Annotated in this window: 25 protein-coding genes; 10 read left to right on the top strand and 15 right to left on the bottom strand. The window is 68.4% G+C overall.

Annotation, left to right across the window (positions count from 1 at the left end):
- Window positions 1-15: 15 nt before the first annotated feature.
- Together ACOEQ1_RS14805 and aceA are read right to left on the bottom strand one after the other, a co-directional pair.
- A complete protein-coding gene (locus tag ACOEQ1_RS14805; RefSeq protein ID WP_419760008.1) occupies window positions 16-342 on the bottom strand; it encodes a DUF3253 domain-containing protein in 327 nt (108 codons plus the stop codon).
- Between the two features lie 165 nt (window positions 343-507).
- Window positions 508-1,896 carry an isocitrate lyase gene (aceA, locus tag ACOEQ1_RS14810; RefSeq protein ID WP_419760009.1) on the bottom strand — a complete coding sequence of 463 codons (1,389 nt, stop codon included), beginning with the start codon at window positions 1,894-1,896 and terminating at the stop codon, window positions 508-510.
- 136 nt (window positions 1,897-2,032) lie between these two features.
- Between aceA and ACOEQ1_RS14815 the strand changes: the two genes are divergently transcribed.
- Window positions 2,033-3,430 carry a helix-turn-helix domain-containing protein gene (locus tag ACOEQ1_RS14815; protein ID WP_419760010.1) on the top strand — a complete coding sequence of 466 codons (1,398 nt, stop codon included), beginning with the start codon at window positions 2,033-2,035 and terminating at the stop codon, window positions 3,428-3,430.
- Window positions 3,431-3,576: 146 nt separating this feature from the next.
- On the top strand, window positions 3,577-4,323 hold the full coding sequence (locus ACOEQ1_RS14820) for an EAL domain-containing protein (protein WP_419760011.1): 747 nt from the start codon (window positions 3,577-3,579) through the stop codon (window positions 4,321-4,323).
- Window positions 4,324-4,342: 19 nt separating this feature from the next.
- Here the strand turns inward: ACOEQ1_RS14820 and ACOEQ1_RS14825 are convergent, their stop codons facing one another.
- The 4 genes from ACOEQ1_RS14825 to ACOEQ1_RS14840 all read right to left on the bottom strand — a co-directional run bounded on the left by ACOEQ1_RS14825 (window position 4,343) and on the right by ACOEQ1_RS14840 (window position 7,480).
- A complete protein-coding gene (locus tag ACOEQ1_RS14825) occupies window positions 4,343-5,314 on the bottom strand; it encodes a sterol desaturase family protein (protein WP_419760012.1) in 972 nt (323 codons plus the stop codon).
- On the bottom strand, window positions 5,311-6,321 hold the full coding sequence (locus tag ACOEQ1_RS14830) for a YncE family protein (RefSeq protein ID WP_419760013.1): 1,011 nt from the start codon (window positions 6,319-6,321) through the stop codon (window positions 5,311-5,313). Before ACOEQ1_RS14830 ends, ACOEQ1_RS14825 begins: the two co-directional genes overlap by 4 nt.
- Before the next feature lie 84 nt (window positions 6,322-6,405).
- Window positions 6,406-6,981, bottom strand: coding sequence for a demethoxyubiquinone hydroxylase family protein (locus tag ACOEQ1_RS14835; protein WP_419760014.1), 576 nt, complete (start codon window positions 6,979-6,981; stop codon window positions 6,406-6,408).
- Between the two features lie 7 nt (window positions 6,982-6,988).
- A complete protein-coding gene (locus ACOEQ1_RS14840) occupies window positions 6,989-7,480 on the bottom strand; it encodes a disulfide bond formation protein B (protein WP_419760015.1) in 492 nt (163 codons plus the stop codon).
- A 151-nt stretch (window positions 7,481-7,631) separates the two neighbouring features.
- Here ACOEQ1_RS14840 and ACOEQ1_RS14845 point away from each other — a divergent pair, with 151 nt between their 5' ends.
- The 3 genes from ACOEQ1_RS14845 to ACOEQ1_RS14855 all read left to right on the top strand — a co-directional run bounded on the left by ACOEQ1_RS14845 (window position 7,632) and on the right by ACOEQ1_RS14855 (window position 10,116).
- The gene (locus ACOEQ1_RS14845) at window positions 7,632-8,210 is read left to right on the top strand and encodes a DedA family protein (protein ID WP_419760016.1); all 579 of its coding nucleotides are present in this window, start codon (window positions 7,632-7,634) and stop codon (window positions 8,208-8,210) included.
- 71 nt (window positions 8,211-8,281) lie between these two features.
- Window positions 8,282-9,331: a D-alanine--D-alanine ligase gene (locus ACOEQ1_RS14850; RefSeq protein WP_419760706.1), complete on the top strand. Its 1,050-nt coding sequence runs from the start codon at window positions 8,282-8,284 to the stop codon at window positions 9,329-9,331.
- Between the two features lie 29 nt (window positions 9,332-9,360).
- The gene (locus ACOEQ1_RS14855; RefSeq protein WP_419760017.1) at window positions 9,361-10,116 is read left to right on the top strand and encodes a TlyA family RNA methyltransferase; all 756 of its coding nucleotides are present in this window, start codon (window positions 9,361-9,363) and stop codon (window positions 10,114-10,116) included.
- A 4-nt stretch (window positions 10,117-10,120) separates the two neighbouring features.
- Here ACOEQ1_RS14855 and ACOEQ1_RS14860 read toward each other — a convergent pair whose 3' ends face one another.
- From ACOEQ1_RS14860 to fabI, 4 genes are all read right to left on the bottom strand, one after another.
- Window positions 10,121-10,297, bottom strand: coding sequence for a hypothetical protein (locus ACOEQ1_RS14860; RefSeq protein ID WP_419760018.1), 177 nt, complete (start codon window positions 10,295-10,297; stop codon window positions 10,121-10,123).
- A gap of 103 nt (window positions 10,298-10,400) precedes the next feature.
- Complete coding sequence (locus tag ACOEQ1_RS14865; protein ID WP_419760019.1) at window positions 10,401-11,639, bottom strand: hypothetical protein; 1,239 nt, start codon at window positions 11,637-11,639, stop codon at window positions 10,401-10,403.
- Window positions 11,640-11,723: 84 nt separating this feature from the next.
- Window positions 11,724-12,806: a chorismate synthase gene (aroC, locus tag ACOEQ1_RS14870; protein WP_419760020.1), complete on the bottom strand. Its 1,083-nt coding sequence runs from the start codon at window positions 12,804-12,806 to the stop codon at window positions 11,724-11,726.
- Window positions 12,807-12,826: 20 nt separating this feature from the next.
- Window positions 12,827-13,681: an enoyl-ACP reductase FabI gene (gene fabI, locus ACOEQ1_RS14875; protein WP_419760021.1), complete on the bottom strand. Its 855-nt coding sequence runs from the start codon at window positions 13,679-13,681 to the stop codon at window positions 12,827-12,829.
- Between the two features lie 229 nt (window positions 13,682-13,910).
- Here fabI and pdxH point away from each other — a divergent pair, with 229 nt between their 5' ends.
- Both pdxH and ACOEQ1_RS14885 read left to right on the top strand, forming a co-directional pair.
- Window positions 13,911-14,513, top strand: a complete 603-nt coding sequence (gene pdxH / locus ACOEQ1_RS14880; protein WP_419760022.1) for a pyridoxamine 5'-phosphate oxidase — start codon at window positions 13,911-13,913, stop codon at window positions 14,511-14,513.
- A gap of 61 nt (window positions 14,514-14,574) precedes the next feature.
- A complete protein-coding gene (locus tag ACOEQ1_RS14885) occupies window positions 14,575-15,438 on the top strand; it encodes a universal stress protein (protein WP_419760023.1) in 864 nt (287 codons plus the stop codon).
- Between the two features lie 54 nt (window positions 15,439-15,492).
- On the opposite strand, the gene ACOEQ1_RS14890 is transcribed toward ACOEQ1_RS14885, so the two are convergent.
- Together ACOEQ1_RS14890 and ubiA are read right to left on the bottom strand one after the other, a co-directional pair.
- A complete protein-coding gene (locus ACOEQ1_RS14890; protein WP_419760024.1) occupies window positions 15,493-16,131 on the bottom strand; it encodes a class I SAM-dependent methyltransferase in 639 nt (212 codons plus the stop codon).
- A complete protein-coding gene (ubiA, locus tag ACOEQ1_RS14895) occupies window positions 16,128-17,027 on the bottom strand; it encodes a 4-hydroxybenzoate octaprenyltransferase (RefSeq protein WP_419760025.1) in 900 nt (299 codons plus the stop codon). Before ubiA ends, ACOEQ1_RS14890 begins: the two co-directional genes overlap by 4 nt.
- Between ubiA and ACOEQ1_RS14900 the strand changes: the two genes are divergently transcribed.
- Genes ACOEQ1_RS14900 through ACOEQ1_RS14910 form a run of 3 tightly spaced genes read left to right on the top strand, consistent with a single transcriptional unit; the run spans window position 17,026 to window position 19,936 of the window.
- The gene (locus tag ACOEQ1_RS14900; RefSeq protein WP_419760026.1) at window positions 17,026-17,757 is read left to right on the top strand and encodes a 16S rRNA (uracil(1498)-N(3))-methyltransferase; all 732 of its coding nucleotides are present in this window, start codon (window positions 17,026-17,028) and stop codon (window positions 17,755-17,757) included. The genes ubiA and ACOEQ1_RS14900 overlap by 2 nt on opposite strands.
- A 26-nt stretch (window positions 17,758-17,783) precedes the next feature.
- A complete protein-coding gene (locus ACOEQ1_RS14905) occupies window positions 17,784-19,145 on the top strand; it encodes a glutamate--cysteine ligase (RefSeq protein ID WP_419760027.1) in 1,362 nt (453 codons plus the stop codon).
- Window positions 19,142-19,936, top strand: a complete 795-nt coding sequence (locus tag ACOEQ1_RS14910; protein ID WP_419760707.1) for a methyltransferase domain-containing protein — start codon at window positions 19,142-19,144, stop codon at window positions 19,934-19,936. Before ACOEQ1_RS14905 ends, ACOEQ1_RS14910 begins: the two co-directional genes overlap by 4 nt.
- Before the next feature lies 1 nt (window position 19,937).
- Here the strand turns inward: ACOEQ1_RS14910 and ACOEQ1_RS14915 are convergent, their stop codons facing one another.
- The 3 genes from ACOEQ1_RS14915 to recN form a co-directional block, all read right to left on the bottom strand.
- The gene (locus tag ACOEQ1_RS14915) at window positions 19,938-20,906 is read right to left on the bottom strand and encodes a 2-hydroxyacid dehydrogenase (RefSeq protein ID WP_419760028.1); all 969 of its coding nucleotides are present in this window, start codon (window positions 20,904-20,906) and stop codon (window positions 19,938-19,940) included.
- A 159-nt stretch (window positions 20,907-21,065) separates the two neighbouring features.
- Window positions 21,066-23,153, bottom strand: a complete 2,088-nt coding sequence (gene ligA / locus ACOEQ1_RS14920; RefSeq protein ID WP_419760029.1) for an NAD-dependent DNA ligase LigA — start codon at window positions 23,151-23,153, stop codon at window positions 21,066-21,068.
- On the bottom strand, window positions 23,150-24,850 hold the full coding sequence (gene recN, locus ACOEQ1_RS14925; protein WP_419760030.1) for a DNA repair protein RecN: 1,701 nt from the start codon (window positions 24,848-24,850) through the stop codon (window positions 23,150-23,152). Before recN ends, ligA begins: the two co-directional genes overlap by 4 nt.
- Window positions 24,851-24,854 lie beyond the last annotated feature (4 nt).

Consider the following 24,854-nt stretch of genomic DNA (forward strand, 5'->3'; position numbering starts at 1 on the left):
GTTCGCGCATGGCGGTCAGGGCTTCTTCAGCCGCAACCGTATGACGCCCTTGATGACCGCCGGGTCGATCGGCTTGCCGTGGCGAAGGATATCGATGCGCCCGGCTTCGGCCAAGCGGCGGGCGGCAGCGCGGACATGATTGAGCAGGGGACGCCAGTCCTCCGACAGCGCGCGTGCGACCTCGGACGGGCAGAAGGACTTGTCCTCGCCCCGTTCAGCCGCGATCCGCAGGATAGTCGCCTCGTAGCGGCTGACAGGCCCGACTGGAAGCGATGCCGGGTTCGGGCCCGTCTCCGGCGTCTCTACTCCAGCCTCATCGGCCGGAGGGTGCAGGCTGTTCATTGGCTCGACACGCTCACATTTCGAAATGGGAGCGACGTAACCACGCCGCATTGATGGCGTCACGATCCGCGAGATGTCTTTTATGTTAGGGAGCAGCTGGTTTTCGGCGAGTGATGCGCCCGCACGGGCGCATCACCGGCGAAACTGCGTGGAGCGGGCAGAAGCTCAGTCGACCGCTGCCCAGGCGTGGGAATGCACCAGCCCGTCATCATAGAAATCATTCATCGGATGCACCACCGTCGCCGCGTGGGCAGCGTGCTCGAACTGCGCGGTCTCTGTGCTGCCGGCCATCGCGGTCGTCGAGGATTTACCCCCCGAGGCCGCCACCGCGACCGCATCGAACCAGCCGGTGCCGACCTCCCGCTGATGGCGCGTCGCCGTGTAGCCGTCGGCTTCCGACGCGAACTCGGCCTGCTGCAGCTCCGAGTAGGCGGCCATCCCGCGCTCGGCATAGCCACGCGCCAGCGAGAACATCGAATGGTTCAGGCTGTGGAAGCCCGCAAGCGTCACGAACTGGTACTTGTAGCCCATCGACCCGATCGCCTTCTGGAAGTAGGCGATCTTCTCCGGCGGCAGCTTGCGGGCCCAGTTGAAGCTCGGCGAGCAGTTGTAGGCCAGCATCTTGCCCGGGAACTGCCGGTGGATCGCATCGGCGAAGCGTTCCGCCTCCTCGAGGTTCGGCTCGCTCGTCTCCCACCACAGAAGATCGGCATAGGGCGCGTAGGCCAGGCTGCGGGCGATCGCATAGTCCACGCCGACACCCGCCTTGATCCGGTAGAAGCCCTCGGAGGTGCGCTCGCCGCTCAGGAACGGGCGGTCGCGCGGATCGACATCGGCCGTCAGCAGCTGCGCGGAATGGGCGTCGGTGCGGCAGAGCAGCACCGTCGGCACGCCCTCCACGTCGGCGGCCAGCCGCGCGGCGTTCAACGTGCGGATGTGCTGGCTCGTCGGCACCAGAACCTTGCCGCCGAGATGGCCGCATTTCTTCTCTGACGCCAGCTGATCCTCGAAATGGACGCCGGCGGCGCCGGCCTCGATCATCGCCCGCATGAGTTCGAAGGCGTTGAGCGGGCCGCCGAAGCCCGCCTCGGCGTCGGCGATGATCGGCGCCATCCAATGGGTCGAATGATCGCCCTCGAGCTGCGCGATCTGGTCGCAGCGGCGGAGCGCGTTGTTGATGCGGCGCACCACCAGCGGCACCGAGTTGGCGGGGTAGAGCGACTGGTCGGGATACATCTCGCCCGCCTGGTTGGCGTCGGCCGCGACCTGCCAGCCGGAGAGGTAGATCGCCTTGAGCCCCGCCTTGACCTGCTGCACCGCCTGGTTGCCGGTGAGCGCGCCAAGCGTCGGCACGTAGGGCTCGGTCTTCAGCAATTGCCAAAGACGGGCGGCGCCGCGCTCGGCGAGAGTGTGGCGGACGCGAAACGAACCCGACAGCTTCTCGACATCGGCGGGCGTGTAGTCGCGGACGATGCCGGCGAAACGGTCATCCTGCGGGCCGGGCTCAGCGGAAAGTCCCTCCGGTGCGCGGCAGATGGCGGGGCGGTCGATCATGATGTCCTCCTCAGGCTTCAGCGTCGTCAAAACTTAACATTGCGCGCCTGTATGTGGATCGTCATTCTGAGCCAGAACGGCGAAAGCCGTTGCTGTCTCGACGCAAATCACCGCTGTTTTGTAAAGGCTGTAAAGGATGTCGCGGGCGCCCATCGGCCGGACCGTTCGCCGGCTGCGGCTGGAGATGACGCTGTCGCAGCAGGCGCTGGCCAGCCGCCTCGGCATCTCCGCGAGCTATCTCAACCTCATCGAGCACGATCAGCGGAAGGTCACCGCGACCCTCCTCATCAAGCTCGCCGAGATCCTGCGGGTCGATCTCGCCACTCTCTCGGGCGCGCAGGAACGGCAAATCGAAACCGGCCTGCGGGAGACGTTCGCGGACGCCCTGCTGGGCAGCGAGCCGGTGCCGGAGACCGAGATCGAGGCGCTCGCCGCTTTGCCGGGTGCTGCACGGGCGGTGCTCGCGCTCTACCGTGCCTGGCGTGTGGCCTCGGAGGATGCCAGCGGCATCGCGCTTCCGTCGGGCCGGCGCATCCTGCTGCCGACGGAGGAGGCACGGGACGCCTTCCATGAGCGCACGAACCACTTCCCCGAGCTTGAGGCCGCCGCCGAACGCGTAGGCAAGGAACTCGCCGCCGCGCCCGCGGAGATGAACCACGCCGTCGCGGAGTCGTTGCGGCGGCGGCATGGCGTTTCCGTCCGCGTGGCGCCGCTGCAGAATGCGCTGCGGCTCTATGACCCGGTGGTGCGCAGCCTGACGCTCTCGGAGCAACTGCCGCGAGAAAGCCGCGGCTTCCAGCTCGCCTTCCAGCTCATGCTGCTGGAGGCGCGCGATGTCGTCGAACAGGTCGTCATGGCGCTCAGCCCATCCTCGGCCGAGGCCGGATCGCTGATCCGCATCGGCCTGCTCAACTACGCCGCGGGCTGCCTGCTGATGCCCTACAGCGCCTACCTCGCCTCGGCGCGCACGCTCCGCCATGACGTGGAGGCGCTCGCGGCGCGCTTCTGCGTCTCCTTCGAGCAGGCGTGCCACCGGCTCTCCACCCTGCAGCGGCCGGGCGAGCGCGGGGTGCCCTTCTTCTTCCTGCGTCTCGACCCCGCGGGCAACGTGTCGAAGCGGTTTTCCGCCGCCGGCTTTCCCTTTGCCCGCTATGGCGGCTCCTGCCCGCGTTGGGTGGTGCATTCGGCATTTGCCACGCCCAGCGTCGTGCGCGTGCAGGTGGCGCAGCTGCCGGACGGCGGCACCTTCCTGTGCTTCGCGCGCAGCGTCTCGCGCATGGCCTCCTCCTGGGCGGAGCCGAAGCCTGTCCATGTCATTGCCATGGGCTGCGACATCGCCCACGCCGGCGAAGTCGTCTATGCCGACGGCATCGATGTCGGGCACGCGGCCGTCGGCATCGGCCTCTCCTGCCGGCTCTGCGACCGCACGCATTGCCGCAGCCGCGCCTTTCCGCCGCTGGAGCATCGCCTGGCGCTCGACCCGCTGACACGCGGCGACAGCCCCTATCGCTTCGAAAAGATCTCCGGACGCTGATCGAAGCGCCCGGCCTTAACCGAACGGTGACAGCAGCGCTGTAATCTAGCCTGTGATCTTTCAACGCAACCATCGAGGAGGTTCGGCTGCACTCTCCTCACCCCCCGGCGGCCCCTACGGCGCCAGCAGGCGCCGTCGAGCGGCGGATGCAAGCGGAGCTACGGAGAGCCGTCGCGCGCGAGGCGCTGGTGCTCGACTTCCAGCCGCGCCACGACATGAAAACGGGAAGCCTGTGCGCGGTGGAGGCAACCCTTGGATGGCCTTTTCGCCGCCTTGGCGCGCCGAGCCACCTTCCGATGCCGGCCATCCCCACGATCGAGCGCGGATTGTCGAGCCTGCTGAGCGCGTGGATTTTTCGCACGGCCTGTGCGGAGGCCGCGGGATGGGAGCGCCACGACCTGCGCCTCTCGGTCAAGCTGGTGGCGACCCAGCTGCGCGCCGAGGAACTCTGCCTCCAGATCGCCGCGGCGCTGGACGCCACAGGCCTTGCCCCTGAGCGCCTGGAACTGTCCATTCCCGAAAATCTCGTCTTCAGCCTGGAGGATGACGCGGACATCGCCTTTGCGAGCCTACGCGATATCGGGGTGCACCTTCTGCTGGACGAGTTCGGCCATATCTTCGCCAGCCTGACGGCGCTTCGGGCGATCCCTCTGACGGCGTTGAAGGTGGACCGGGTGATGCTGCGCGGCCTGCCCGTGGACGAGGACAGCCTCACCATCGTCCGGGCCGTGATCGATAGCTCGCACATGCTGGGGTTGAGGGTCTGCGCCGACGGCGTCGATACCGAGGCGCAGCGGGCGACGCTGCAGAAGCTGGGCGTGGACGACGGCCAGGGCAGCGTCTTCAGCGCGCCGATGTCGGCCGGCGACTTAGGCAGCTACCTGCAGCGGTAGTCCCGGAAACTCCGGGCGATCAGGCTTGGGCAGCCCGACGGCCCCGACGGCCACGGAGCGCACGGATGAAGCGGCGCAGGCCCGCCGCCTGCTGTTCGATGTAATTGCCGGTGTGCAGCGCTTCCTCGGCGGAAGGATCGCCGGTGCGGATATATTCGCGCCCGAAATCCGCGGTGCCGAACATCATGTCCCACCAGGGGAGCGTCGCGCCGTAGTTGCAGCTGCGCTGCCCGGCCGCCTTCACGCTATGATGCGCGCGGTGAAAGCGCGGCGAGATGAGCAGCCGTTCGCCGAGCCAGCCGAAATAGACGCGGGTGTTGGCGTGGCTGAAACTTTCCAGCACCCGCACGGTCAGCACCAACATGGGGAACTGGAGCGGCGGCACGCCGATGGCCAGTGCGACAACGCCAAACCAGACGCCCGACATCAGGTCGTCCAGCAGATGATTGCGGTCGTCGGACCAGAAGGTCATCTGCCGCTGGGCATGATGGAGCGAATGCAGCGCATACCACCAGTAGAAGCGATGCGAGAGCCGGTGCCGCCAATACTCGGCGAAATCCAGGATGATCAGGTAAGTGATCAGCGTGAGGATCGGGTGGCCGAGCAGGAACGGCAGCGCGCGCTCGATCGTCGGCGGGACGATGCCCTCGTCGGTCAGGAACCCGTTGAGCCAGGTCTGCACGATGTAGAACAGCACGAAGGTGACGAGCGGCAGCACGCCGATGCGCTGGAGCAACGTATAGAATATGTCGGTGCCGACGCTCTCGCGCCGGACCCAGCGCTCCAGCGGGGCGAAGCGTTCCGCCGGCATCGACAGAGCGAGTGTGATGCCGACCTGCGCGATCCCGTACAGCGCCACCAGCGCCCAGCCGTAGGAGATATCCTCCCAGGCGCTGAGACCGAGATGCCAAAGCAATGGCAGGAGCAGATTACCCTGCAGCCAGCCGGCCAGGGTGTCGAACGGATCGAGCAGGAAATCCTGGAAGCTCATTGAGCGCTCGCGACGGTCGTCTGCCAGATCTTCGGGTCGTGCGTGTTCAGCCAGATGCCATGCGGCGACCGGCCAACGCGGATCGTCGTGAAGGTGAACGTCTTGGGGTCGATCAGCGCCACGCTATGCGCCCAGCGGAGCGTCGCCCAGATGGTGCCGTCGGGCGCGAAGTCCATGTCGTCGGGGCCGCCGGGCATGTGGAAGGTTTTCAGCACCGCCAGCGTTTTCGCGTCGAGGATCGAGATGTATCCGCTCTCGCGGTCGGTGACGTAGATGATCCGGCCGCCGGGCGGGATGAACATGACATGCGCGCCCGGCTTCGTCGGGATCGTGCCGATGACGCTGCCGGTGGCCGGATCAACCTCCGCGACATGGGCCTCGCCCATGATGCCGACCATCAGCATGCCGTTGTGCCACAGCACGCCGGCCGGTGTGTTGCCGACCGGCTTCTGCCATTCGACCCGGCCGCTGGCGGTATCGATCGCGATGAGTTGGCCGGAGACCTGCAAGCTGACGAAGACCGTGCGCGAGTCCGGCGCGTAGTTGATGTGGCTCGGCATCGTGTGGGCGGGGATGCGGTGCAGCAGCTGCATCGTCTGCGCGTCGTAGATGTCGATCTGGTCGCGCGCGAGGCCGGCGACAGTCAGGTAGCGCCCGTCGGGGCTGAACACGATCTGATACGGATCGCTCATGGTGATGTTGCGCTGGAGGACGCCGGTGCGCGGATCGAGGAAGAAAAGCGCGTTGCCCGTCGTGTCCCCCACAACGAGGGACCGCCCGTCGGGCGTCAGCGCCATGTGGTGCGGCTCGCGGTAGACAGGCACCGTGCGGATAAGGTTGTGTGTATCGACGTTGATCTCGTCGATCGAGGCGCTGTTGGAGTTGATGACGAAGGCGATCTTGAGGTGCCCAGCCTTGAGGTCGTCGGCAGCCGCCGGGCGCGCAAGAGCGCAGAGAGCAAGCACGCCCGCGCCCAGGACCGAGAGACAGCCTCGCCACGCCCGCATCAGACACTCTCCGCCAGATCGAAAACTGCGTGAAGAAGCCGCAGCAGGGGTCTGAAAGTCAAATGAACTTTCGTTCTCAGGCCGTCAGATTGTTTCGCTGACACGAATGGCGGCGCGGCAGCCGAGCTTGATGACGGCCGAGAGGACACGATAGGCAGGAGCCAGTTCCGCCTCGTTCTCCAGCCCGATGTCGCGGTGCTCGAGTTCTTCCGCCCGGAAGGTCTCGATCATCTCCCGCAGCGGCGCCTCTTCCTCGGTGAGATCCGCGGCTTGCGCGGCATAGTGTTCGTCGATCGCCTCCTCCACCGCGACGGTGCAGGCCATGGCCGCCCGCGTGCCCATGGCGGCCGTCGCCGCACCGAGGGCGAACCCCGCCAGCCGCCATAACGGCAGCAACGCGGTCGGGCGCACCCGCCGCTCGACGATGAGCTTGCTGAAGCTCTCCAGATGGACCTTCTCCTGGGCCGCCATGTGGCGCAGGAGATCGCCCTTGTCGCCACGCCCGAGCACGGCGATCTGGCCGGCATAGATCTGCCCGGCGCCGAACTCGCCCGCATGATCGACGCGGATGATGCGCTCGATCACCGCTCGCGGCGTCGCATCCCCTGGCAGGCGTCCGGATTGCGAACCCATGTCCTCCCCCATCTCAGCGCTGCTCATAACCCGTTCATCCCGCTCTGCTTCGACTAAGATAGGCCAGGAGAGCGACCGCGCACACTGCGGCCAGAATAAAATCCATCGCCGCGAAGGATATCGGCAGGCCCGGGATCAGGAAGTTGGGCGCGTCGCATGGTTTCGCGGGCGCCGCGGGCAGGTTCGCGATGAGGCCGCCGACGCTCCGCGCCACGATATTCGAGGCATTGCATTCCGGCAGAGGGCTTGGCCACCAATGTCGCTCCACGCCGACATGCAGAAAGCCGATCCCCGCACCGCAAAGAAGCGTGAGGCCTGCAAGCCAAAGGAGGACCCGGCGCGGGCGCGGCGGGACGCAGAGCGCCACCACCCCGAGCACGATCAGAACGCGATACGGCCACCGTTCCCACAGGCAGAGCTCGCACGGGGCCATGCCCAGCAAGCCCTGGGCGCCGAAAGCCGTCGCCAGCGCCACCACGCCCAGAACGAGGACCAGGACACCCGCGCGGAAATCGGAAGCTCGCATGATGCTGTTATCGCCGCGCGAAGCGAGGCCGCCAAGAACGGCGAGCCGGAGGGAGACGCCGATAATCCGCTTGGTTTTGGCGGCCGTTCGGGTGATACGCTTTCATGATCCTCGCGCGGCCGCCCGAACGCTCTGCCCAGACGCCCGATTGATGTCCTCTCTTCTTATCTTCGTTTCGGCGGTTCTGCGGCACCCGATCGTGCAGGTGCTGTCGGTGATCGGCGCGACCTTCATCCTGGAAGACGCCGCAACGGTCGTCACCGCCATGCAGGTGCAGGACGGCGCGATGTCGCTGCAGATAGGGCTCTTCTCGCTCTATGCGGGGATAATCCTCGGCGACCTCGGGCTTTACGGAGCCGGCCGGCTGGCGGCCTCGGTGCCTTGGCTCGAGCGTTTCATCCCTGCAAGACGGCGTGATATAGGGCGCGACTGGCTCAACAGCCGCCTCGCCCGCGTAATTTTGGTCAGCCGCTTCTTGCCTGGCCTCCGCCTACCCACTTATACGACGTGTGGCTTCCTGCGGACCTCGTTCGTGGTCTTCGCCCTGACGGCGATCTTCGCCACGTTGATATGGACAAGCCTGCTCTTCACCATATCGATGAAGCTCGGGCACTACATAATGAGCTATCTCGGCGCGTGGCGCTGGGCCGGCATTGCCGTTTTTTGCATCGTGCTCCTGGGCGCCAGCCGTTTCTTCGCCCAGCAGTTGAGAGGAAAAGAGACGACGTGAGCGAGCTCCAGGCGTCTTCGACGGCTCTTTCCCGTCTCCGTCGTTCTCCGTCCGCGCCACGTCCGGAGCGTCTGACCTCTTTCTTCGAGTTCTGGCCCGGCTGGATCGCATACACACCGATTGTGCTGCAATGGATCGGCCTCGGCATCCGCTACGGCAACCCGATCCTGGCAACAGCCGCCAACCCCGGTATCGAGGCCGGCGGCCTATGCGGCGAGTCTAAGCAGTCGATCCTCGACCAGATCGGCGGCGCGGCGCGCGACTGGATTGCGCCTTACACCGTGTGTACGACCGGCGCCTTCCCGGAGTCGGATGACCTGGGCGTCGCCGAAGCCGCAATGCGCGCCGCCAGCCTCGACTTCCCCGTTGTCGTGAAACCGGACATCGGCTGCAACGGCACCGGCGTCTGTCTTGTCGACAACCGGGCGGATCTCGCCCGCTACCTCGCCGCCTTCCCCCGCCTGGCTCGCGTCATGCTCCAGGCGCTCATTCCGCACGAGGCCGAAGCTGGCATCTTCTACATTCGCCGCCCGGGCGAGAAGACCGGCGCCATCACATCCGTGACGCTGAAGTCATCGCCCGTTGTCGTCGGCGACGGCCGCTCCAACCTGCGTCAGCTCATCATGGCCGAGCCTCGTTGTGCCCAGGTGCCGCATCTCTATCTGCCGCGGCTCGCCGCCCGGCTGCACGAGGTGCCGGCCGCCGGCGAGCGCGTGAAGCTCGTCTTCGTCGGCAACCACTGCAAGGGCTCTACCTTCCGGAACGGCGCCAAGCTCGTGACGCGGGAACTGACAGCCCGGATCGACGAGATCGCGCGCTCGATCCCCAACTTCCATTTCGGCCGCTTCGACATCCGCTACGCCTCGACCGGCGAGCTGCGCGCCGGCGACGCCTTCCGCATCATCGAGATCAATGGCGTAGGCTCTGAAGCCACCCACATCTGGGATCCGCAGACGACGCTGCGTGAAGCCTATGCGGCGCAGTTCTTCCACTACCGCTCTGCGTTCGAGATCGCCGCTGCCAACCGCGCACTGGGGCATCGGTCGACGCCGTTCTTCACGCTGCTCCGGATGTGGCGGCAGCAGAAACGGCTGCTCGCCGCCTATCCCGTGAACGACTGACCATCCGTTTACCGACCGACGCGACAGCCGTGGCCGCCGCCAAGCCGCGCCGGGTGCGCGCCGATAAGCTTCTGACGGATCGAGGGCTCGTCGAAAGCCTAGCCCGCGCTCAGGCCGTCATCATGGCTGGACAGGCTTTCATCGAGACGCGCCGCATCGCCAAGGCGGGCGATCTGCTGCCTGAGGATGCGAGCATCACCCTGAAGGGCCAGGATCACCCCTGGGTCTCGCGCGGAGGCGTGAAGCTCGCGCACGGCCTCACCCATTTCGGCTTCGCGGCAGAGGGGCGCGTGTGCCTCGACATCGGCGCCTCAACCGGCGGCTTCACCGACGTCTTGCTGTCCGCAGGTGCGGCGAAGGTTTACGCAGTCGACGTCGGTCACGGACAGCTGGCATGGAAGCTTCGTAGCGACCCGAGGGTAGTTGTCCGGGAGAAGACCAACGCCCGCCTGCTTACCGCCAGAGAAGTGCCGGAACCCGTTCGGGCGCTCGTCTGCGATGCCAGCTTCATTGGCCTGACCGCCGTGCTGCCTGCTGCCCTGGGGCTGTGCGAGCCAGGAGCCTGGGCCATTGCCCTGATCAAGCCCCAGTTCGAGGCGGCACCGCATGAAATCGGCCCACGCGGCGTAGTGACAGAACCATCGGTAAGGGAGGAAGTCTGCGAGCGCATCGGGACGTGGTGGTCCAGGCTCCCCGGCTGGCGGGTCGCGGGAATAAGTGAAAGCCCCATCACCGGGCCGGAGGGCAACCACGAATTCCTGATCGGCGCCGTCAAGTCGGACTAGGCTATCACGGCCCGCCGGATACGCATTTCGAGCCCGCGGAGCCAATCTGTTCGTCGATCCCAAAGCTGGCCGAAACATCGTCCAGGAGAGACCAAACGCGATCCGCTTCCATTGGCGCGGTCGGATCGTTCAGGATCCGGTCCAGTTCTTCCAATTTCCACCCGATCGTGCGCTGCATCATCCTCTACCGCCTCTATTCAGCCGCGGGCCTCGATACAATCCCGCGGAACAACAGCGATATTGGGTTTTAGGGCAGCATCTTCCAGAGGCACTGCCCAAAAGCGTTAAACCGAGGACAGGATCGCCGGCGCCAGAGCAGGATTCTTCGCGGCCGGATGAGCGGGATTACGGAAACGCAACTCGCCCTCCGCCACGGCATCGGGCCCGGTGAGCCCGAACATCTCCATGCGGCTGTAGCAGGTCACCGCGACGACGGCCGCCGCGCCGTTGCACGTCATGAAGTGGCGGGCTGCGCCTTCAAGCTCGAGGCTTTCGCGAAGGCCACGCCACTCGGCGCGATCAAGATCCTCGACGAACAGGGACAGAAGCGCCGGCCGTTCGCCGGAAACGCGCCCTGGCGCAAGAGTGTCGAGGTGGGCCCGGATGACCGCCGCCACCTCATTGCGCCGGCCGGCCCGCGCCGCCATCGCCCACACGCCATCGGCAGATGCCGACACCGACAGATGGGCTTCGGGCCCGAACTCGCGCCGCAGCCGGGTCATCAGGCTCTCGACCGTCGGGCTGGTGCCGGACATGGCCAGCGGCTCCACGCGCAGCACCGCCGTCTCGTCCTGGTCCAGGCGCGTGCCGGCCGCCAACATGGCGAGCACGCGCGCATGCAGACTCTCGACGAGTTCGGGACGCCCGTCCCGCAGGCCGCGCGCCAGGGTCATCTTGAGCAGGTAGCGGCCCGGCCGCGTGCCGAGCCACGGCTTCATCCGGCCCTCGACCCGGTCGCAGAAATGGGCCCAGGCACGGCGATGCACATCGCGCCCGGCCTCGGCCGAGATCGTTTCGCAAACGCATTCCATCTCGACGCCGTCCCGGCTGAGAAGGAAGTCATACGGCGTGCCTTGCTCGAGGCCCGTGAAGAAGACGGCGAAGCCACGCGCCTGATGCAGCGCGGCGGTTCGGAACAGGTGAAAGCTCGCAACCAGGCTGCGGTCGCCGCTCAGCGCAGTCCGCAGACGCTCGCGCAGCCGCTCCACGCCCGCCGGGGAAAGACGTTCTATCGCCGAAACGGCTTCGGCGAGGATCTCATGCAGCTTCTGCTCGGCGATCGACGGTATTGCGCCCGCACCACCTCCGACGGCGCGGCTGCGCATCCGCTCCAGCGCCAGCTCCAGCGCATGGGTCTGCTTGATGACGCCGCTCGCCCGGTTCGCGGCGGCGGATCGCGCGGCGATGTCCGAAAGGCGGGCGGCCCAGATATCCGGGCCCACGAACATGACGAACTGCTCGATGGGAGAGAGCGCCGTGACGGGAAAGTCTCGGCTGGACTGCTTCAGGTTCTCGGCAGACAAGGTTCTGGTCATGAATCACAAATACGAGATGTGGACCTAGCTCTCAATGAAGTTAGGCAACACAGACATGTGATTGCAAACTCTTTATTTCTCCGTAGCATTTTGGGCACGGTGCCGCAGCAGATGGTCGGCAAGAACAATGGCCATCATCGCCTCGCCGACGGGCACGGCGCGTATTCCGACGCACGGATCGTGCCGGCCTTTCGTCGCGACATCCGTCTCCGCTCCTTGATCGTCGATCGAGCGGCGCGGCGTCAGGATCGAGCTGGTCGGCTTGACGGCGAACCGGGCGACCAGCGGCTGCCCCGAGGAGATGCCGCCCAACACGCCGCCGGCGTGGTTGGAGAGGAATACAGGCCGGCCGTCAGCCCCGATGCGGATTTCGTCCGCATTGTCCTCGCCGCGCAATGCGGCAGCCGCGAAACCGTCCCCGATCTCGACGCCCTTGACCGCGTTGATGCTCATGAGCGCGCCCGCGAGGTCGGCGTCGAGCTTGCCGTAGATGGGAGCGCCCAGGCCGGGCGGCACGCCCTCGGCGACAATCTCGACCACGGCGCCGATGGAGGAGCCTTCCTTGCGGATTTGGGTGAGTGTCGTCTCCCAGGCCAGCGCCGCCACGGGATCGGGGCAGAAGAAGTCGTTGGCTTCGACCGCCGCCCAGTCCCAGCGAGTGCGGTCGACGGCGTCGGCGCCCAGGCTCACCATGGCTCCACGGACAATGACCCGCTCCCCCAGCACCTTGCGGGCGATGGCGCCGGCCGCGACCCGCATTGCGGTTTCCCGCGCCGAGGACCGGCCGCCGCCGCGGTAGTCGCGGATGCCGTATTTCAGGTCGTAGGTGAGGTCGGCATGGCCGGGCCGGAAGCTGCGGGCGATGTTGCTGTAATCCTTCGACCGCTGATCGACGTTCTCGATCTGCAGCGCGATGGGCGTGCCCGTCGTCCGCCCCTCGAAGACGCCGGACAGGATACGCACCTGGTCCGGCTCCTGCCGCTGGGTGGTGAAGCGCGACTGCCCCGGACGCCGGCGGTCCAGGAACGGCTGGATATCGGCCTCGCTCAGCGGAATGAGCGGCGGGCATCCATCCACCACGCAGCCGATCGCGGGCCCGTGGCTCTCGCCCCAGGTCGTGACACGGAACAGATGGCCGAAGGTGTTGTGGGACAAGGCGTCAGCCCCCCGTCGGCCTAGCCGATGACGCTGGCGATGTCTGGCGCCGCCGGGTTCTTCATGCCGACGATGTGGTAGCCGCAGTCGACGTGATGGACCTCGCCGGTCACGCCCGCCGCGAGATGCGACAGAAGGTAGAGGCCGGAGCCGCCGACCTCCTCGGTCGTTACGTTTCGCGTAAGCGGCGCGTTCAACTCGTTCCATTTGAGGATGTAGCGGAAGTCCCCGATGCCGCTGGCGGCGAGCGTCTTGATCGGGCCAGCGCTGATGGCGTTGACGCGGATGTTGCGCTCGCCGAGGTCGGCGGCGAGGTAGCGCACGGAGGCTTCGAGCGCCGCCTTGGCCACGCCCATCACGTTATAGTGAGGCATGACACGCTCGGCCCCTAGATAAGTGAGCGTGAGCATCGAGCCGCCGTCGTTCATCATTCGCTCGGCGCGCTGGGCGACAGCCACGAAACTGTAGCAGGAGATGTCGAGCGCCTGCAGGAAGGCGGCGCGCGGCGTGTCCACATACCGGCCGCGCAGGTAGGCCTTGTCCGCCCAGCCGATGGCGTGGACGAGGAAGTCGATCTTGCCCCAGGCCTGTTCGACCGCCGCGAAGGCGCTGTCGATGCTCTCCTCGGTGCCCACGTCGCAGGGCAGCACGAGGCTGGAGCCGACGCTCTCCGCCAGCGGCCGCACACGCTTCTCCAGCGCCTCGCCCTGATAGGTAAAGGCGATTTCGGCGCCCTGGGCGGCGCAAGCGGCGGCGATGCCCCAGGCAATCGACCGGTCGTTGGCGACGCCCATCACCACGCCGCGCTTTCCCGCCATGAGCGTTCCGCGGGCGGGCGAGGCGGCAGTCATGGCGGCTGGGGCGTCTGCGGACATGCTGGACCTCTTCTGGGCTGGTTGGTTGACGGCAATGGGCACGGTGGCGAAGCCGGGTCCGGGCGAAGCGCGTCCTGGCACAGGCAGCCCCTCACCCACAAGAGGCGCCTCCTGGAAAGCCGGTCGGCGCTGCATGAAGGCACCTTGGCCGCCCGGCGCCGCCACGCCACATTGCGGCCCGGCACCCAGCGCCCGTTCACGTTCGTCAGCATTAAGGACCACCGCACCGATGTCCCAATCGTCCCTGCCGAGCGCCGACCCCTTCACCCTCTTCTCCGAGTGGCTGGCCGACGCCCGCCGCACGGAAATCAACGACCCCACTGCGATGACGCTGGCGACCATAGGGCCGGATGGCGCGCCGGATGCCCGGATCGTTCTGCTGAAAGGCCAGGATGCGCGCGGCTTTGTCTTCTACACGAATTACGAGAGCCGGAAGGGGGAAGAACTTGCGGCCGACCCGAGGGCGACGCTGGTTTTTCACTGGAAGTCGCTCCAGCGGCAGATCCGCATCGAGGGTCAGGTGGAGCGGGTGACGCCCGAGGAGGCGGATGCCTACTTCGTATCGCGCCCTCGCCTGTCGAAGATCGGCGCCTGGGCCTCGGACCAGTCGCGCCCGCTTGCCGAGCGTGTGGAGCTGGAGCGGCGGCTGGCCGAGGCCGAGGCGCGCTTCCCGACCGACGACGTGGCGCGGCCGCCGCACTGGTCGGGGTTTCGCGTCATGCCGCACCGGTTCGAGTTCTGGCGGGAGATGCCGTACCGGCTGCACGACCGGCTGATTTTCAGCCGTGGAGCGCCCGGGGCGCCCTGGTCGACGGGCCGCCTCTTTCCCTGAGCTCCGACATGCTACAGTAGAGGAACAATTGACGCCCAACGACGGGGATGGACCAACGAGCATGGCGATCCGCAAGCTGATCCTGCTTCTAAACGAGACCTCAGCCGGCAAGGCGGCGCTGGATACGGGGCTGGACGCCGCGCGCATCTGGAACGCTCACCTGACGGTGCTGCATGTCCGTGTCGATGCGCGGGATGTGGCGCCTCTGGCGGGCGAAGGGCTCTCCGGCGCCATGATCGAGGACATGATGGTCGCGACCGAGAAGGAGAGCGCGACCCGCGCCCACGACGTGCGGGTGCTGTTCGAGCATGCAGTCGCCTTGCATGGCGTGGCGGTGGGCGAGGCGCGCGCTGGCGGCGGCGCGACGGCGAACTTCGTGTCGGTGGCGGGACGCGAGGAGGAGATTCTTGCCCAGCAGGCGCGGCTGACGGATGTGGCCGTCATCCCGCATCCCGAGGCGGGCCAGGACGTGTCGTCCTCGGATGCCCTGCATGCGGTGCTCTTCGACAGCGGCAGGCCCGTTCTGGTCGCGCCCCCCGTCGCGCCGAAAAGCATAGGGCGCCGGATTTGCGTCGGCTGGAATGGAACCGCGGAGTCGTCCGCGGCGGTCCAGGCGGCGATCCCGTGGATGAAGCGGGCCGAGGCCGTCCGCATCCTGACCTCGGAGGATTATCAGCGGCGCGGGCCGGGCGCGGCCGATCTCGAAGCCTACCTCGCCCTGCACGACATCCACGCCGAGATCGCGACCTTCCGCCCGATCGACAAGTCCGTGGGCGCCGGCCTGCTCGGGGCCGCGCGGGAGTTCGGCTCCGACCTTTTGTCGATGGGAGCCTACTCGCATTCGCGCCTGCGCCAGCTCATCCTCGGCGGCGTGACGCGGCATATCCTGGAAAACGCCGATCTGCCGGTTCTGATGAGCCGGTAGCGCGGCTTAAGCCATCGGCAACCTCGGCTGAGACCGGCGCCCGCTGGCGGAGGCTTATTGTAGCCGGTAGATCGTGACCGGGCGCTCGAGCGTGTCTTCCAGCTCCAGGGTCGTCGGCACCATCATGCGGGCGACGACCTCCATGCCGTCGCGCGGCAGGTAGGCACGCCCGGGATCGGCGATCCAGACTTCCGCTCCGGCCGCCGCCATCTCCCGCAGCCAGGGCAGGATGTGGCCTGTCATCGGCGCCTCGTAGCAGACGTCGCCGCACAGGATGAGGTCCCAGCGGCAGGCGTCGCCGACAACATCGCGGGTCTCGGCCAGCACGGCCACGCCGTTCTCCGCCGCGTTGAGGCGCGTCGCCGCGATCGCCAGCGGGTCGATCTCGGCCGCTTCCACCACGGCCGCGCCGGCCATCGCGCAGGCGATTGCCGCGAGCCCGCAGCCCGCGGCGAAATCCAGCACCCGCTTGCCGGCGACCAGCGCCGGGCGGTCGAGCACCATCCGCGCCAGGGCCTGGCTGCCCGGCCAGGCAAAGGCCCAGAAGGGCGGCTCGATGCCCTGTTCCACGAGCCAGGCCTCCGTCGCCTGCCAAATGGGCGTGATCTCGGTGGCCAGGTGCAGCCGGATTTCGGGGACGAGCGCCGAGCGGGTGAGACGCGTATGGCGGCGCAGGAAGTCCTCTGGGCTCACAGCCGTCCGGCGACCAGGGCCAGCCCGACCGCCAACCCCACCCACTTGTTGCTCTTGAACAAAGCGAGACAAAGGCCGGGATCGTTCACGTCCAGCGCCAAGACCTCCCGCGCGAGCAGGCCCGCCGGCAGAACCAGCACCACCAGGAACCAACCGGACAGCCCCGCCAGCACACCGGAGGCGACCAGCAAGCCGACCGTCAGCGCGAAGCACACCGCCAGGAACGGCTGGGAGGTTTCGGCAAAGAGGCGGGCGGTCGAGCGGACGCCGACCAGCGCGTCGTCCTCCCGGTCCTGATGCGCGTAGATCGTGTCGTAGCCGAGAATCCAGAAAAACACCGCGAGGTAGAGCAGCAGAGCGGCGAGATCGAAATGCCGCGTCGCGGCGACATAGCCGAGCGGGGCGCCGAAGCCGAAGGTGATGCCGAGCATCGCCTGCGGCCACCAGGTGACGCGCTTGGCCGCCGGATAGAGCGCCACCAGGATCAGCGACGAGGCGCCGAGGATCTGCGCCCGCCCGTTGAGGCTCAGCAGGATGGCGAGGCCGATGCAAAGCAATCCGGCGAGGAAAACCGCCGCCTGCCGCACGGAGAGTGCGCCCGAGGCCAGGGGCCGCCCGGCGGTGCGCGCCACCAGCCGGTCGATCTTGCGGTCCCAGACGTCGTTCACGACGCAGCCGGCGCTGCGCATGACCACGGAGCCGATGCCGAAGAGCACGATCAGCCGCAGCGTCTCCGGCCAGGGCGCGCGGGACAGCAGGATGCTCCAGAGGCCGGGCAGGAATAGCAGCCAGGCGCCGATGGGGCGGTCGAGCCGGGCCAGGATGGCATAGGGCGCCATGACGCGAGGGAGCTTGCCGACCCAGCCGCCACCCTCGATATCTGTGTGCGTCGCCATGACCTCTCCATCCCCCTCAGCCGATCATGGGTCAATCCGTCTCCATGTGCAGGCGGCCCTGGCCGAAGGCGCCTCCGTCCTATTGGAGGAAGCACAATCGCGCTACCTCGGCACCGTCATGCGCCGGACGGTGGGCGACCGTCTGCGCCTGTTCAATGGCCGCGACGGGGAGTGGCAGGCGCGCATCGTGACGCTGGGCAAGCGCGGCGCGCTGGCCGAGGCGGAGGCGCTGCTCCGCCCGCAGGCAGCCGGGCCCGACCACTGGCTGCTGCTCTCCATCATCAAGCGCGAGGCGCTGGAATGGGCGGTCGAGAAGGCGACGGAGCTGGGCGTGGCGGAAATCCACCCCGTCATCACGGTCCGCAGCCAGCCGGCGCGGCCGAACCCCGAGCGGCTTCGCGCGATCGCGATCGAGGCGGCCGAGCAATGCGAGCGCCTGACCGTGCCGGCGATCCACCCGCCCCGGCCGCTGGAGGCCGCGTTGCGGGACTGGCCGGCCGGGCGCCCGCTGATCGCCGCCATCGAACGCGGCGAGGCTGCGCCGCCTGGCCCGCAGGCCGGTTCCGCCGCGCTGCTGATCGGGCCGGAGGGCGGGTTCGACCGCATGGAGCTTGACGCAATGCGTCGGCTTCCCTTTCTTGTGCCGGCGTCGCTCGGGCCCCGTATTCTCCGGGCAGAGACCGCAGCCATCGTGGGTCTCGCCTTGCTGCAGCGCCCATCGACTTCCTGACCATAGACGCTTGAGCGGAACAGCCGATGTCCAACCCCGGCGAGGGCGACCTCACCCCGATTGCCACGACCAGCCAGCTTGCCGAGTATCTGGCGAGCGGCTGCAAAACGCCGGACCGTTTCCGCATCGGCACGGAGCACGAGAAATTCGGCTTCCGCCTCGGTGACCTCGCTCCGCCGCCCTACGAGCCACGGGGCATCCGCGGCATGCTGGAAGGCATCGCGGCCGATGGCTGGGCGCCGATTCTCGACAACGGCCAGCCGATCGGGTTGAGCCGCGACGGCGCCTCGATCTCGCTGGAACCGGCCGGGCAGTTCGAACTCTCCGGCGGCCTGTGCCGCACGCTGCACGAGACCCAGGCGGAGCTCGCCGCGCATCTGGCCGAGGTGCGTCCGGTGGCGGCGGATCTCGGCCTCGGCTTCGCGCCGCTCGGCTTTCACCCTCTCGCCAGGCGGGACGAGATGCCGTGGATGCCCAAGGGCCGCTACGGCATCATGAAGAGCTACATGCCGAAGGTCGGCACGCGCGGCCTGGACATGATGACGCGCACCTGTACGGTCCAGGTAAATCTCGACTTTGCCTCCGAGGCGGACATGGTCGCCAAGCTCCGGGTCAGTCTGGCGCTGCAGCCCTTCGCCACCGCGCTGTTCGCCAGTTCGCCCTTCTACGAGGGCCGCCCCAACGGGCTGCTGTCCAATCGGGCCCAGGTCTGGACCGACACCGACAATGTGCGCGCCGGCATTCCCGCCGCCGTCTTCGAGCGAGGCTTCGGCTTCGAGCGGTTCGCGGAATTCGCCCTCGATGTGCCGATGTATTTCGTCTACCGCGATGACCGCTACATCGATGTCGCCGGGGCCTCGTTCCGGGACTTCATGGCCGGGAGGTTGCCGGGGTTCGAAGGCCAGGTGCCGACCATGGGCGACTTCGCCGACCATATCACCACGATCTTCACCGATGTCCGGCTCAAGCGCTTCCTGGAGATGCGCGGCGCCGATGCCGGCACTCCGGCGATGATGACGGCGTTGTCCGCCTTCTGGGTCGGCATCCTGTACGACGGCGCCGCCTTGACCGCCGCCGAGGCGCTCGTGGCAGACCTCGGCCCCGAGGCGCTGATGGCGGTGCGGGCGGCGGTGCCGGGCGCGGGCCTCGACGCGCCTTGGCGCCGGGGCACCCTGCGCGACCTCGTCCAGCCTCTGGTGGCGATCGCCGAAGGCGGGCTCGCGGCGCGGGCGCACCGGAATGCCGAAGGCGCGGATGAACGCATCTACCTGGAGCCACTGCGGGAAATAGCCGCCGGGGCTCCGACCCAGGCCGAGCACTGGCTGGCCCGCTGGCACGGCGACTGGGCCGGCGACACGCGCCGCATCTTCGCGGAAGCCGCGATCTGACCGATCAGGCGGACATCTTCGACCGCGGCGCCGTCCGCCGCCACCGCGACCGCGCCGCGGCCACGGTCTCGGAAGTCGCGCCAATCCTGGAGGACGTGGCCGACAGGCTGCTCGACCGGCTGGCCGACACGACCCGCCGCTTCATGGCGGCGCTCGACCTCGGCGGACGGGGGATCATCGCGCCCCGGCTGCGCGCCGCCGGCATCCCCACCGTCGCCATGGATCTTTCGGCACGCATGGCCGCGTTGAGCGGTGCGCCCGCGCTCGTCGGCGACGAGGAAGTGCTGCCGTTCGGCACGAACAGCTTCGACCTCGTGGTCGCCAACCTCTCGCTGCATTGGGTGAACGACCTGCCGGGGGCGCTGATCCAGATCCGCCGCGCGCTCAGGCCCGAGGGGCTGCTGCTGGCCAGCCTGCCGCTGCTCGGCACGCTGGATGAGGTGCGCCGCGCGCTCACCGGAACCGAGGCCGAGTTGCGTGGCGGGGTCAGCCCCCGCATCTCGCCCTTCCCCGACCTGCGGGACTGCGCCGGGCTGCTGCAACGGGCGGGGTTCACCCTGCCTGTGGCGGATGCCGAGGATATCGACCTGCTCTACGCCAACCCGCTGGCCCTGCTGCGGGACCTGCAGGCAGCAGGCGAGAGGAACGCGATTGGCGAGCGTAGCCGGTCGGTGCCGCCGCGCGCGCTGTTTCCGGCGGCGCTGATGAAGCTGCCGGTGAATGAGGATGGCCGCATCACCGCACGGCTGCGGCTCGGCATCATGACCGGCTGGGCGCCTTCTGCCGCCTGAGTCAGCGTACGAGGTTGGCGGGCTGCCCCCCGGCCAGAACGACATCGATGCCGTCGCAGAGCAGGCGGCTCATCTCGCGCCGCGTCTCGACCGTGGCGCTGCCGCTATGGGGAAGCGCGAAAACATTGGACAAGGTCCGATAGGCCGGGTGGATCGTCGGCTCGCCGTCGAACACATCGAGCCCGGCCGCCGCTATGCGGCCATCCTGCAGGCGCTCGACCAGCGCCGCATCGTCGATCACGTCGCCGCGGGAGATGTTGGTGACGATCGCGCCCGCGGGCATCTGGTCGAGGAATGTGCCGTCAATGAGGTGGCGGTTCGCGGCCCCGCCCGGACAGGCGATGCAGAGGATGTCGCTGACGATGGCGAGATCCTGGAGGACGGGCTGGTATTGCGCGCCATCCTCCAGCGCCCGGTCGAGCCGGCGGCGGTTGTGGTAATGCACGCGCATGCCAAAACCCTGCGCGCGGCGGGCGACGGCACGGCCGATCCGTCCCATGCCGAGGATGCCGAGCCGCCGGCCGTGTACATCGCTGCCGAGAAGCTGACCCGGCATCCAGCCGCCCCATGCGCCGCCGCGTACGAGCGCCAGCCCCTCCACCGCGCGCCGCGCCGCGCCCAGCATGAGCAGCAGGGCGATGTCGGCGCAGGATTCGCTGAGCACATCCGGCGTGCTGAGGAGGGTGAGGCCGCGAGCCGCCAGCGCCGGAAGGTCGATATGGTCCGTGCCTACCGAGTAGGTGCAGACGATGCGGAGGCTCGGCGGCAGTTGCGTAATCATCGCTGCGTCGAGCCGGTCGGTGGCGGTAACGACCAGGATCGCGGCGCCGATGCTTCCCGCCACGAGTTCGTCGGCGGTCAGCACGCGGTCCGTTGCATTGAAGACTGCGTCGTATCGATCACGAAAGGGCTTGGCGGCGGCCGGTGGCAGAACGCAAGCAATGAAGACGCGCGGCCGGCTGCTCGTCATCCGGCAAGGCAACGTCTGGCGGCGCGGCGGGAAAACGTGAGACGCATGGTGCGGGCCGCTCCAAGTAATCGAAATTGCTACTTGGCACAGAGACAGCAGTATCCGCCAGGGGATCCGCGAACGTAACCTTCTGCTCCATCCTGCAGACCCTTGTCGGGCCTACGCCTCGGCGGGCGTGTCCATCGGCGGCAGCCCGGCAAGCTCACGCCACGCCGGCTCGTCCAGCACCGTCAAACCCAGAGCCGCCGCCTTCTTCGCCTTGGAGCCCGCATCGGCGCCCGCCACGACGTAGTCGGTGTTCTTGGACACGCTGTCCGTGACGCGGGCACCCAGAGTCTCTGCCCGCGCCTTGGCCTCGGGCCGCGTCATCGTCGCCATTCCGCCGGTGAAGACGATCGTCTTGCCCGCCAGCGGACTATCCGCCCCGGCGCCCGCCGCATCCTCGACGGTGAGCACCGCCGCCAGCGCATCGAGCGCCGCGATGTTGCGGTCCTCGGCAAAGAACTCCATCAGCTCCTCGGCGACCGCAGGCCCGACGCCGATGATGCTGCCCAAAGCCAGCCGCTCGTCCGACCCCACCACCCGCGCCGCCAGCATCTGCTCGCGCCAATGGGCGAAACTGCCGTAGTGGCGGGCGAGCAGCTTGGCGTTCGTCTCGCCGATCCGCCGGATGCCCAGCGCGTAGATGAAACGCGCCAGGGAAATGACCCGCCGCGCCTCGATCGAGCGGCTGAGGTTTCGCGCGGAGGTCGCACCCCAGCCTTCGCGCTTGGCGATCTCCGGCTCATGCTGCGGCAACGCGAAGATGTCCTCGGGCGTCTTCAGCAGGCCGTCGGTGTAGAATTCGGCGACGGTGCGGTCGCCCAGCCCCTCGATGTCGAACGCGCCGCGCGAGACGAAATGGATGAGACGCTCGACCGTCTGCGCGGGGCAGATCAGGCCGCCGGTGCAACGGCGCACGACCTCGCCGGGGGGCCGCAGGGCCAGCGAGCCGCAGACCGGGCAGGTCTCCGGCGGCACCCAGGGCACGGCACCCTCCGGCCGCTTGTCGGGCAGGATGCCCAGGATCTGCGGGATCACGTCGCCCGCCCGCTGGAGCATGACGGTGTCGCCGACCCGCACATCGCGGCGGGCGATCTCGTCCTCGTTGTGGAGCGTCGCCCGCGTGACCAGCACGCCGCCGACATTCACCGGCTCCAGCTCCGCGACCGGCGTCAGCGCGCCAGTCCGCCCGACCTGGATGCGGATGTCCCGCAGGATCGTCACCGCCTGTTCGGCAGGAAACTTCCAGGCGATCGCCCAGCGCGGCGCGCGCCCCGCGAAGCCGAGCCGCCGCTGCAGCCCGATGTCGTCCAGCTTGTAGACGACGCCGTCGATGTCATAGGGCAACGCCGCGCGGCCCTCGCCGATTTCGCGCTGGAAGGCCTCGGCTTCCGGGCCGCCCGAGACCCGGCGGCGCAGCGGATTGACGGTGAAGCCCCAGCCTTCGAGGCGCGCCAGAAATTCCGAGTGGGTGCCAGCCACCTCTTCGCTTGCCTCGCCCATGGCATAGGCGAAGAACTGCAACTTACGCCCGGCGGTGATCCGCGCGTCGAGCTGCCGCAGGCTGCCAGCCGCCGCATTGCGGGGATTGGCGAACAGCCGGTCCCCCGCCGCCGCCTGCGCCTCGTTCAGCGCAAGGAAGTCCGCCTTGGTCATCAGCACCTCGCCCCGGACCTCGATCCGCGCCGGCGCCTCACCCTTCAGCTTGTCCGGCACGCTTGCGAGCGTGCGGATGTTGGCCGTGACCTCCTCGCCTTCAAAGCCGTCGCCGCGCGTCGCCGCCGCGATCAGCGACCCGCTCTCGTAGGTGATCGAGATCGACAGCCCATCGAGCTTCGGCTCCGCCACGAAGGAAAGCGCGTTGTCGGTCTTGAGGCCGAGGAACCGCCGGATCCGCGCCTCGAACTCGGTGAAGTCGGCGGTTTCGAAGGCGTTCTCCAGCGAGAGCATGGGGATGCCGTGCCGCCATTTGGCGAAACCGGTGGCCGGGGCGGCGCCGACACCGGCCACCGCCGACCCCGGATCCGCGAGATCCGGGAACGACGCGAGGATTTCCGCTGCGCGCCGCCGCCAGCCGTCATACTCGGCGTCGGTGACTTCCGGCGCGTCATTCCCATGATAGGCGACATCGGCCGCCGCGATCTTTTCGGTGAGGGTCGCGAGCTCGGCACGCGCCGCCTCGAACCCCTTCGGCTTCCGGCTCATGCCGCATCGCCCAGAAGGCTGTCCGCAGCCTTTCGGGCGGCCTCCGTCACCTGTTCGCCCGCCAGCATCCGCGCCACCTCCTCCCGCCGCGCCTGACCCGTGAGCGGCTCCACGCGCGTCACCCCGCGCCCATCGTGCAAACCCTTGGCGACCCGGAAATGCGCCTGTCCGCGCGCCGCGACCTGCGGGCTGTGCGTCACCGTCAACAGCTGGATGTCCTGCGCCAGCCGCGCCAGCCTCTCGCCCACAGCCGCGGCCGTCGCGCCGCCAATCCCGGAATCGACCTCGTCGAAGATGAGCGTGCCGACCGAGGAGCCCCGGCTCAGCACCAGCTTCAGGGCCAGCATGAGGCGCGACAACTCGCCGCCCGAGGCGATCTTCTCGATCGGCCCCGGCGTCTGGCCTGGATTGGTGGCGATGAGGAAACGCACCGCCTCCACCCCGCGCGCCCCCCAGCCGACTTCGGCCAGCGGCACCGTCTCGACCACGAAGCGCGTCTTCTCGAGCCGCAGCGGCGGCAGCTCGGCCATGATGGCTTTCTCCAGCCGCCCCGCCGCCTGCGTCCGTGCCTCGGTCAGTGTCTGCGCCGCAGCGATGAAGGCCGTTCGCGCGGCCACCACCGCGGCCTCCAGTTCCGCCAGCCCCGCCGTCCCGGTGTCGAGCGCCGCCAGCCGGGCCGCCAGGCTATCGCGCAGCGCCGGCAGTTCGGCCACCGGCACGCCGTGCTTGCGCGCCGCCGCCCGGAGGGCGAACAGCCGCTCCTCCGCCCGCTCGAGATCGCGTGGATCGGCCTCGGCCTCCTGCGCCAGACGGGAAAGCAGCGTCTCCGCCTCGGCCAGAGCCTCCTCGGCGCGCTCGATCGCTGCCATCGCGGGCGCGAGCGGGCTGTCGGACTCGTCCTCGGCGGCGGTCCCGCTCGGGATGAGCCTCTGCAGGCTCCGCGCGGCCGAGCGGAGCGCCGCCCCAGGTCCGGGGTTACGGCGCTCGCGCGGGGCGATTTCGGAAAGCGCCGCGGCGATGCCCTCGGCGCGCCGCACGCCCTGTTGCATGGCATGCCGGGCCTGGGCGAGTTGCTCCTCCTCGCCCGGCTGCGGCTTCAGATCCGACAGTTCGCCGACTGCATGGCGCAGCCATTCCTCGTCGCGCTGCGCCTCGGCCATGGCGCGGCGGGCGGCATCGAGGGCTGCCAGCCGCTCGCGCCACGCGGCCCATGCGGTCGACACCGCGCCTGTGATGGCAGACGCCACGCCGAAACCATCCAGCAGGGGACCATGAGCGGCGGGGTCGGCCAGCCCGATCTGGTCGTGCTGCCCCTGCACCTCGACCAGCAAACCGGCGAGACGCCGCAGAAGCCCGGCGCTCACCGGCTGGTCGTTGACGAAGGCGCGCGACCGCCCGTCCCGGTTGACCAGACGGCGGATGACGATTTCGCCCTCGGCCTCCAACCCCTGCTCGGCAAGAAGCGCGAAAGCGGGGTGGGTCAGCGGCGGCGTGAAGAACGCGCTGACGGCGGCCTGTTCCTGGCCCGCGCGGACGAGGCCGCTGTCGGCGCGGTCCCCCAGCGCCAGCCCCAGGCTGTCGAGCAGAATGGATTTGCCGGCGCCGGTTTCGCCGGTGAGGACCGTCAGCCCCTCGCCGAAGCTGAGGTCCAGCCGGTCGATGAGAACCACGTCCCGGATGGAAAGCGCGCTGAGCATGGCG

Source organism: Acidisoma sp. (genome assembly GCF_965199065.1).
GTDB lineage: Bacteria > Pseudomonadota > Alphaproteobacteria > Acetobacterales > Acetobacteraceae > Acidisoma.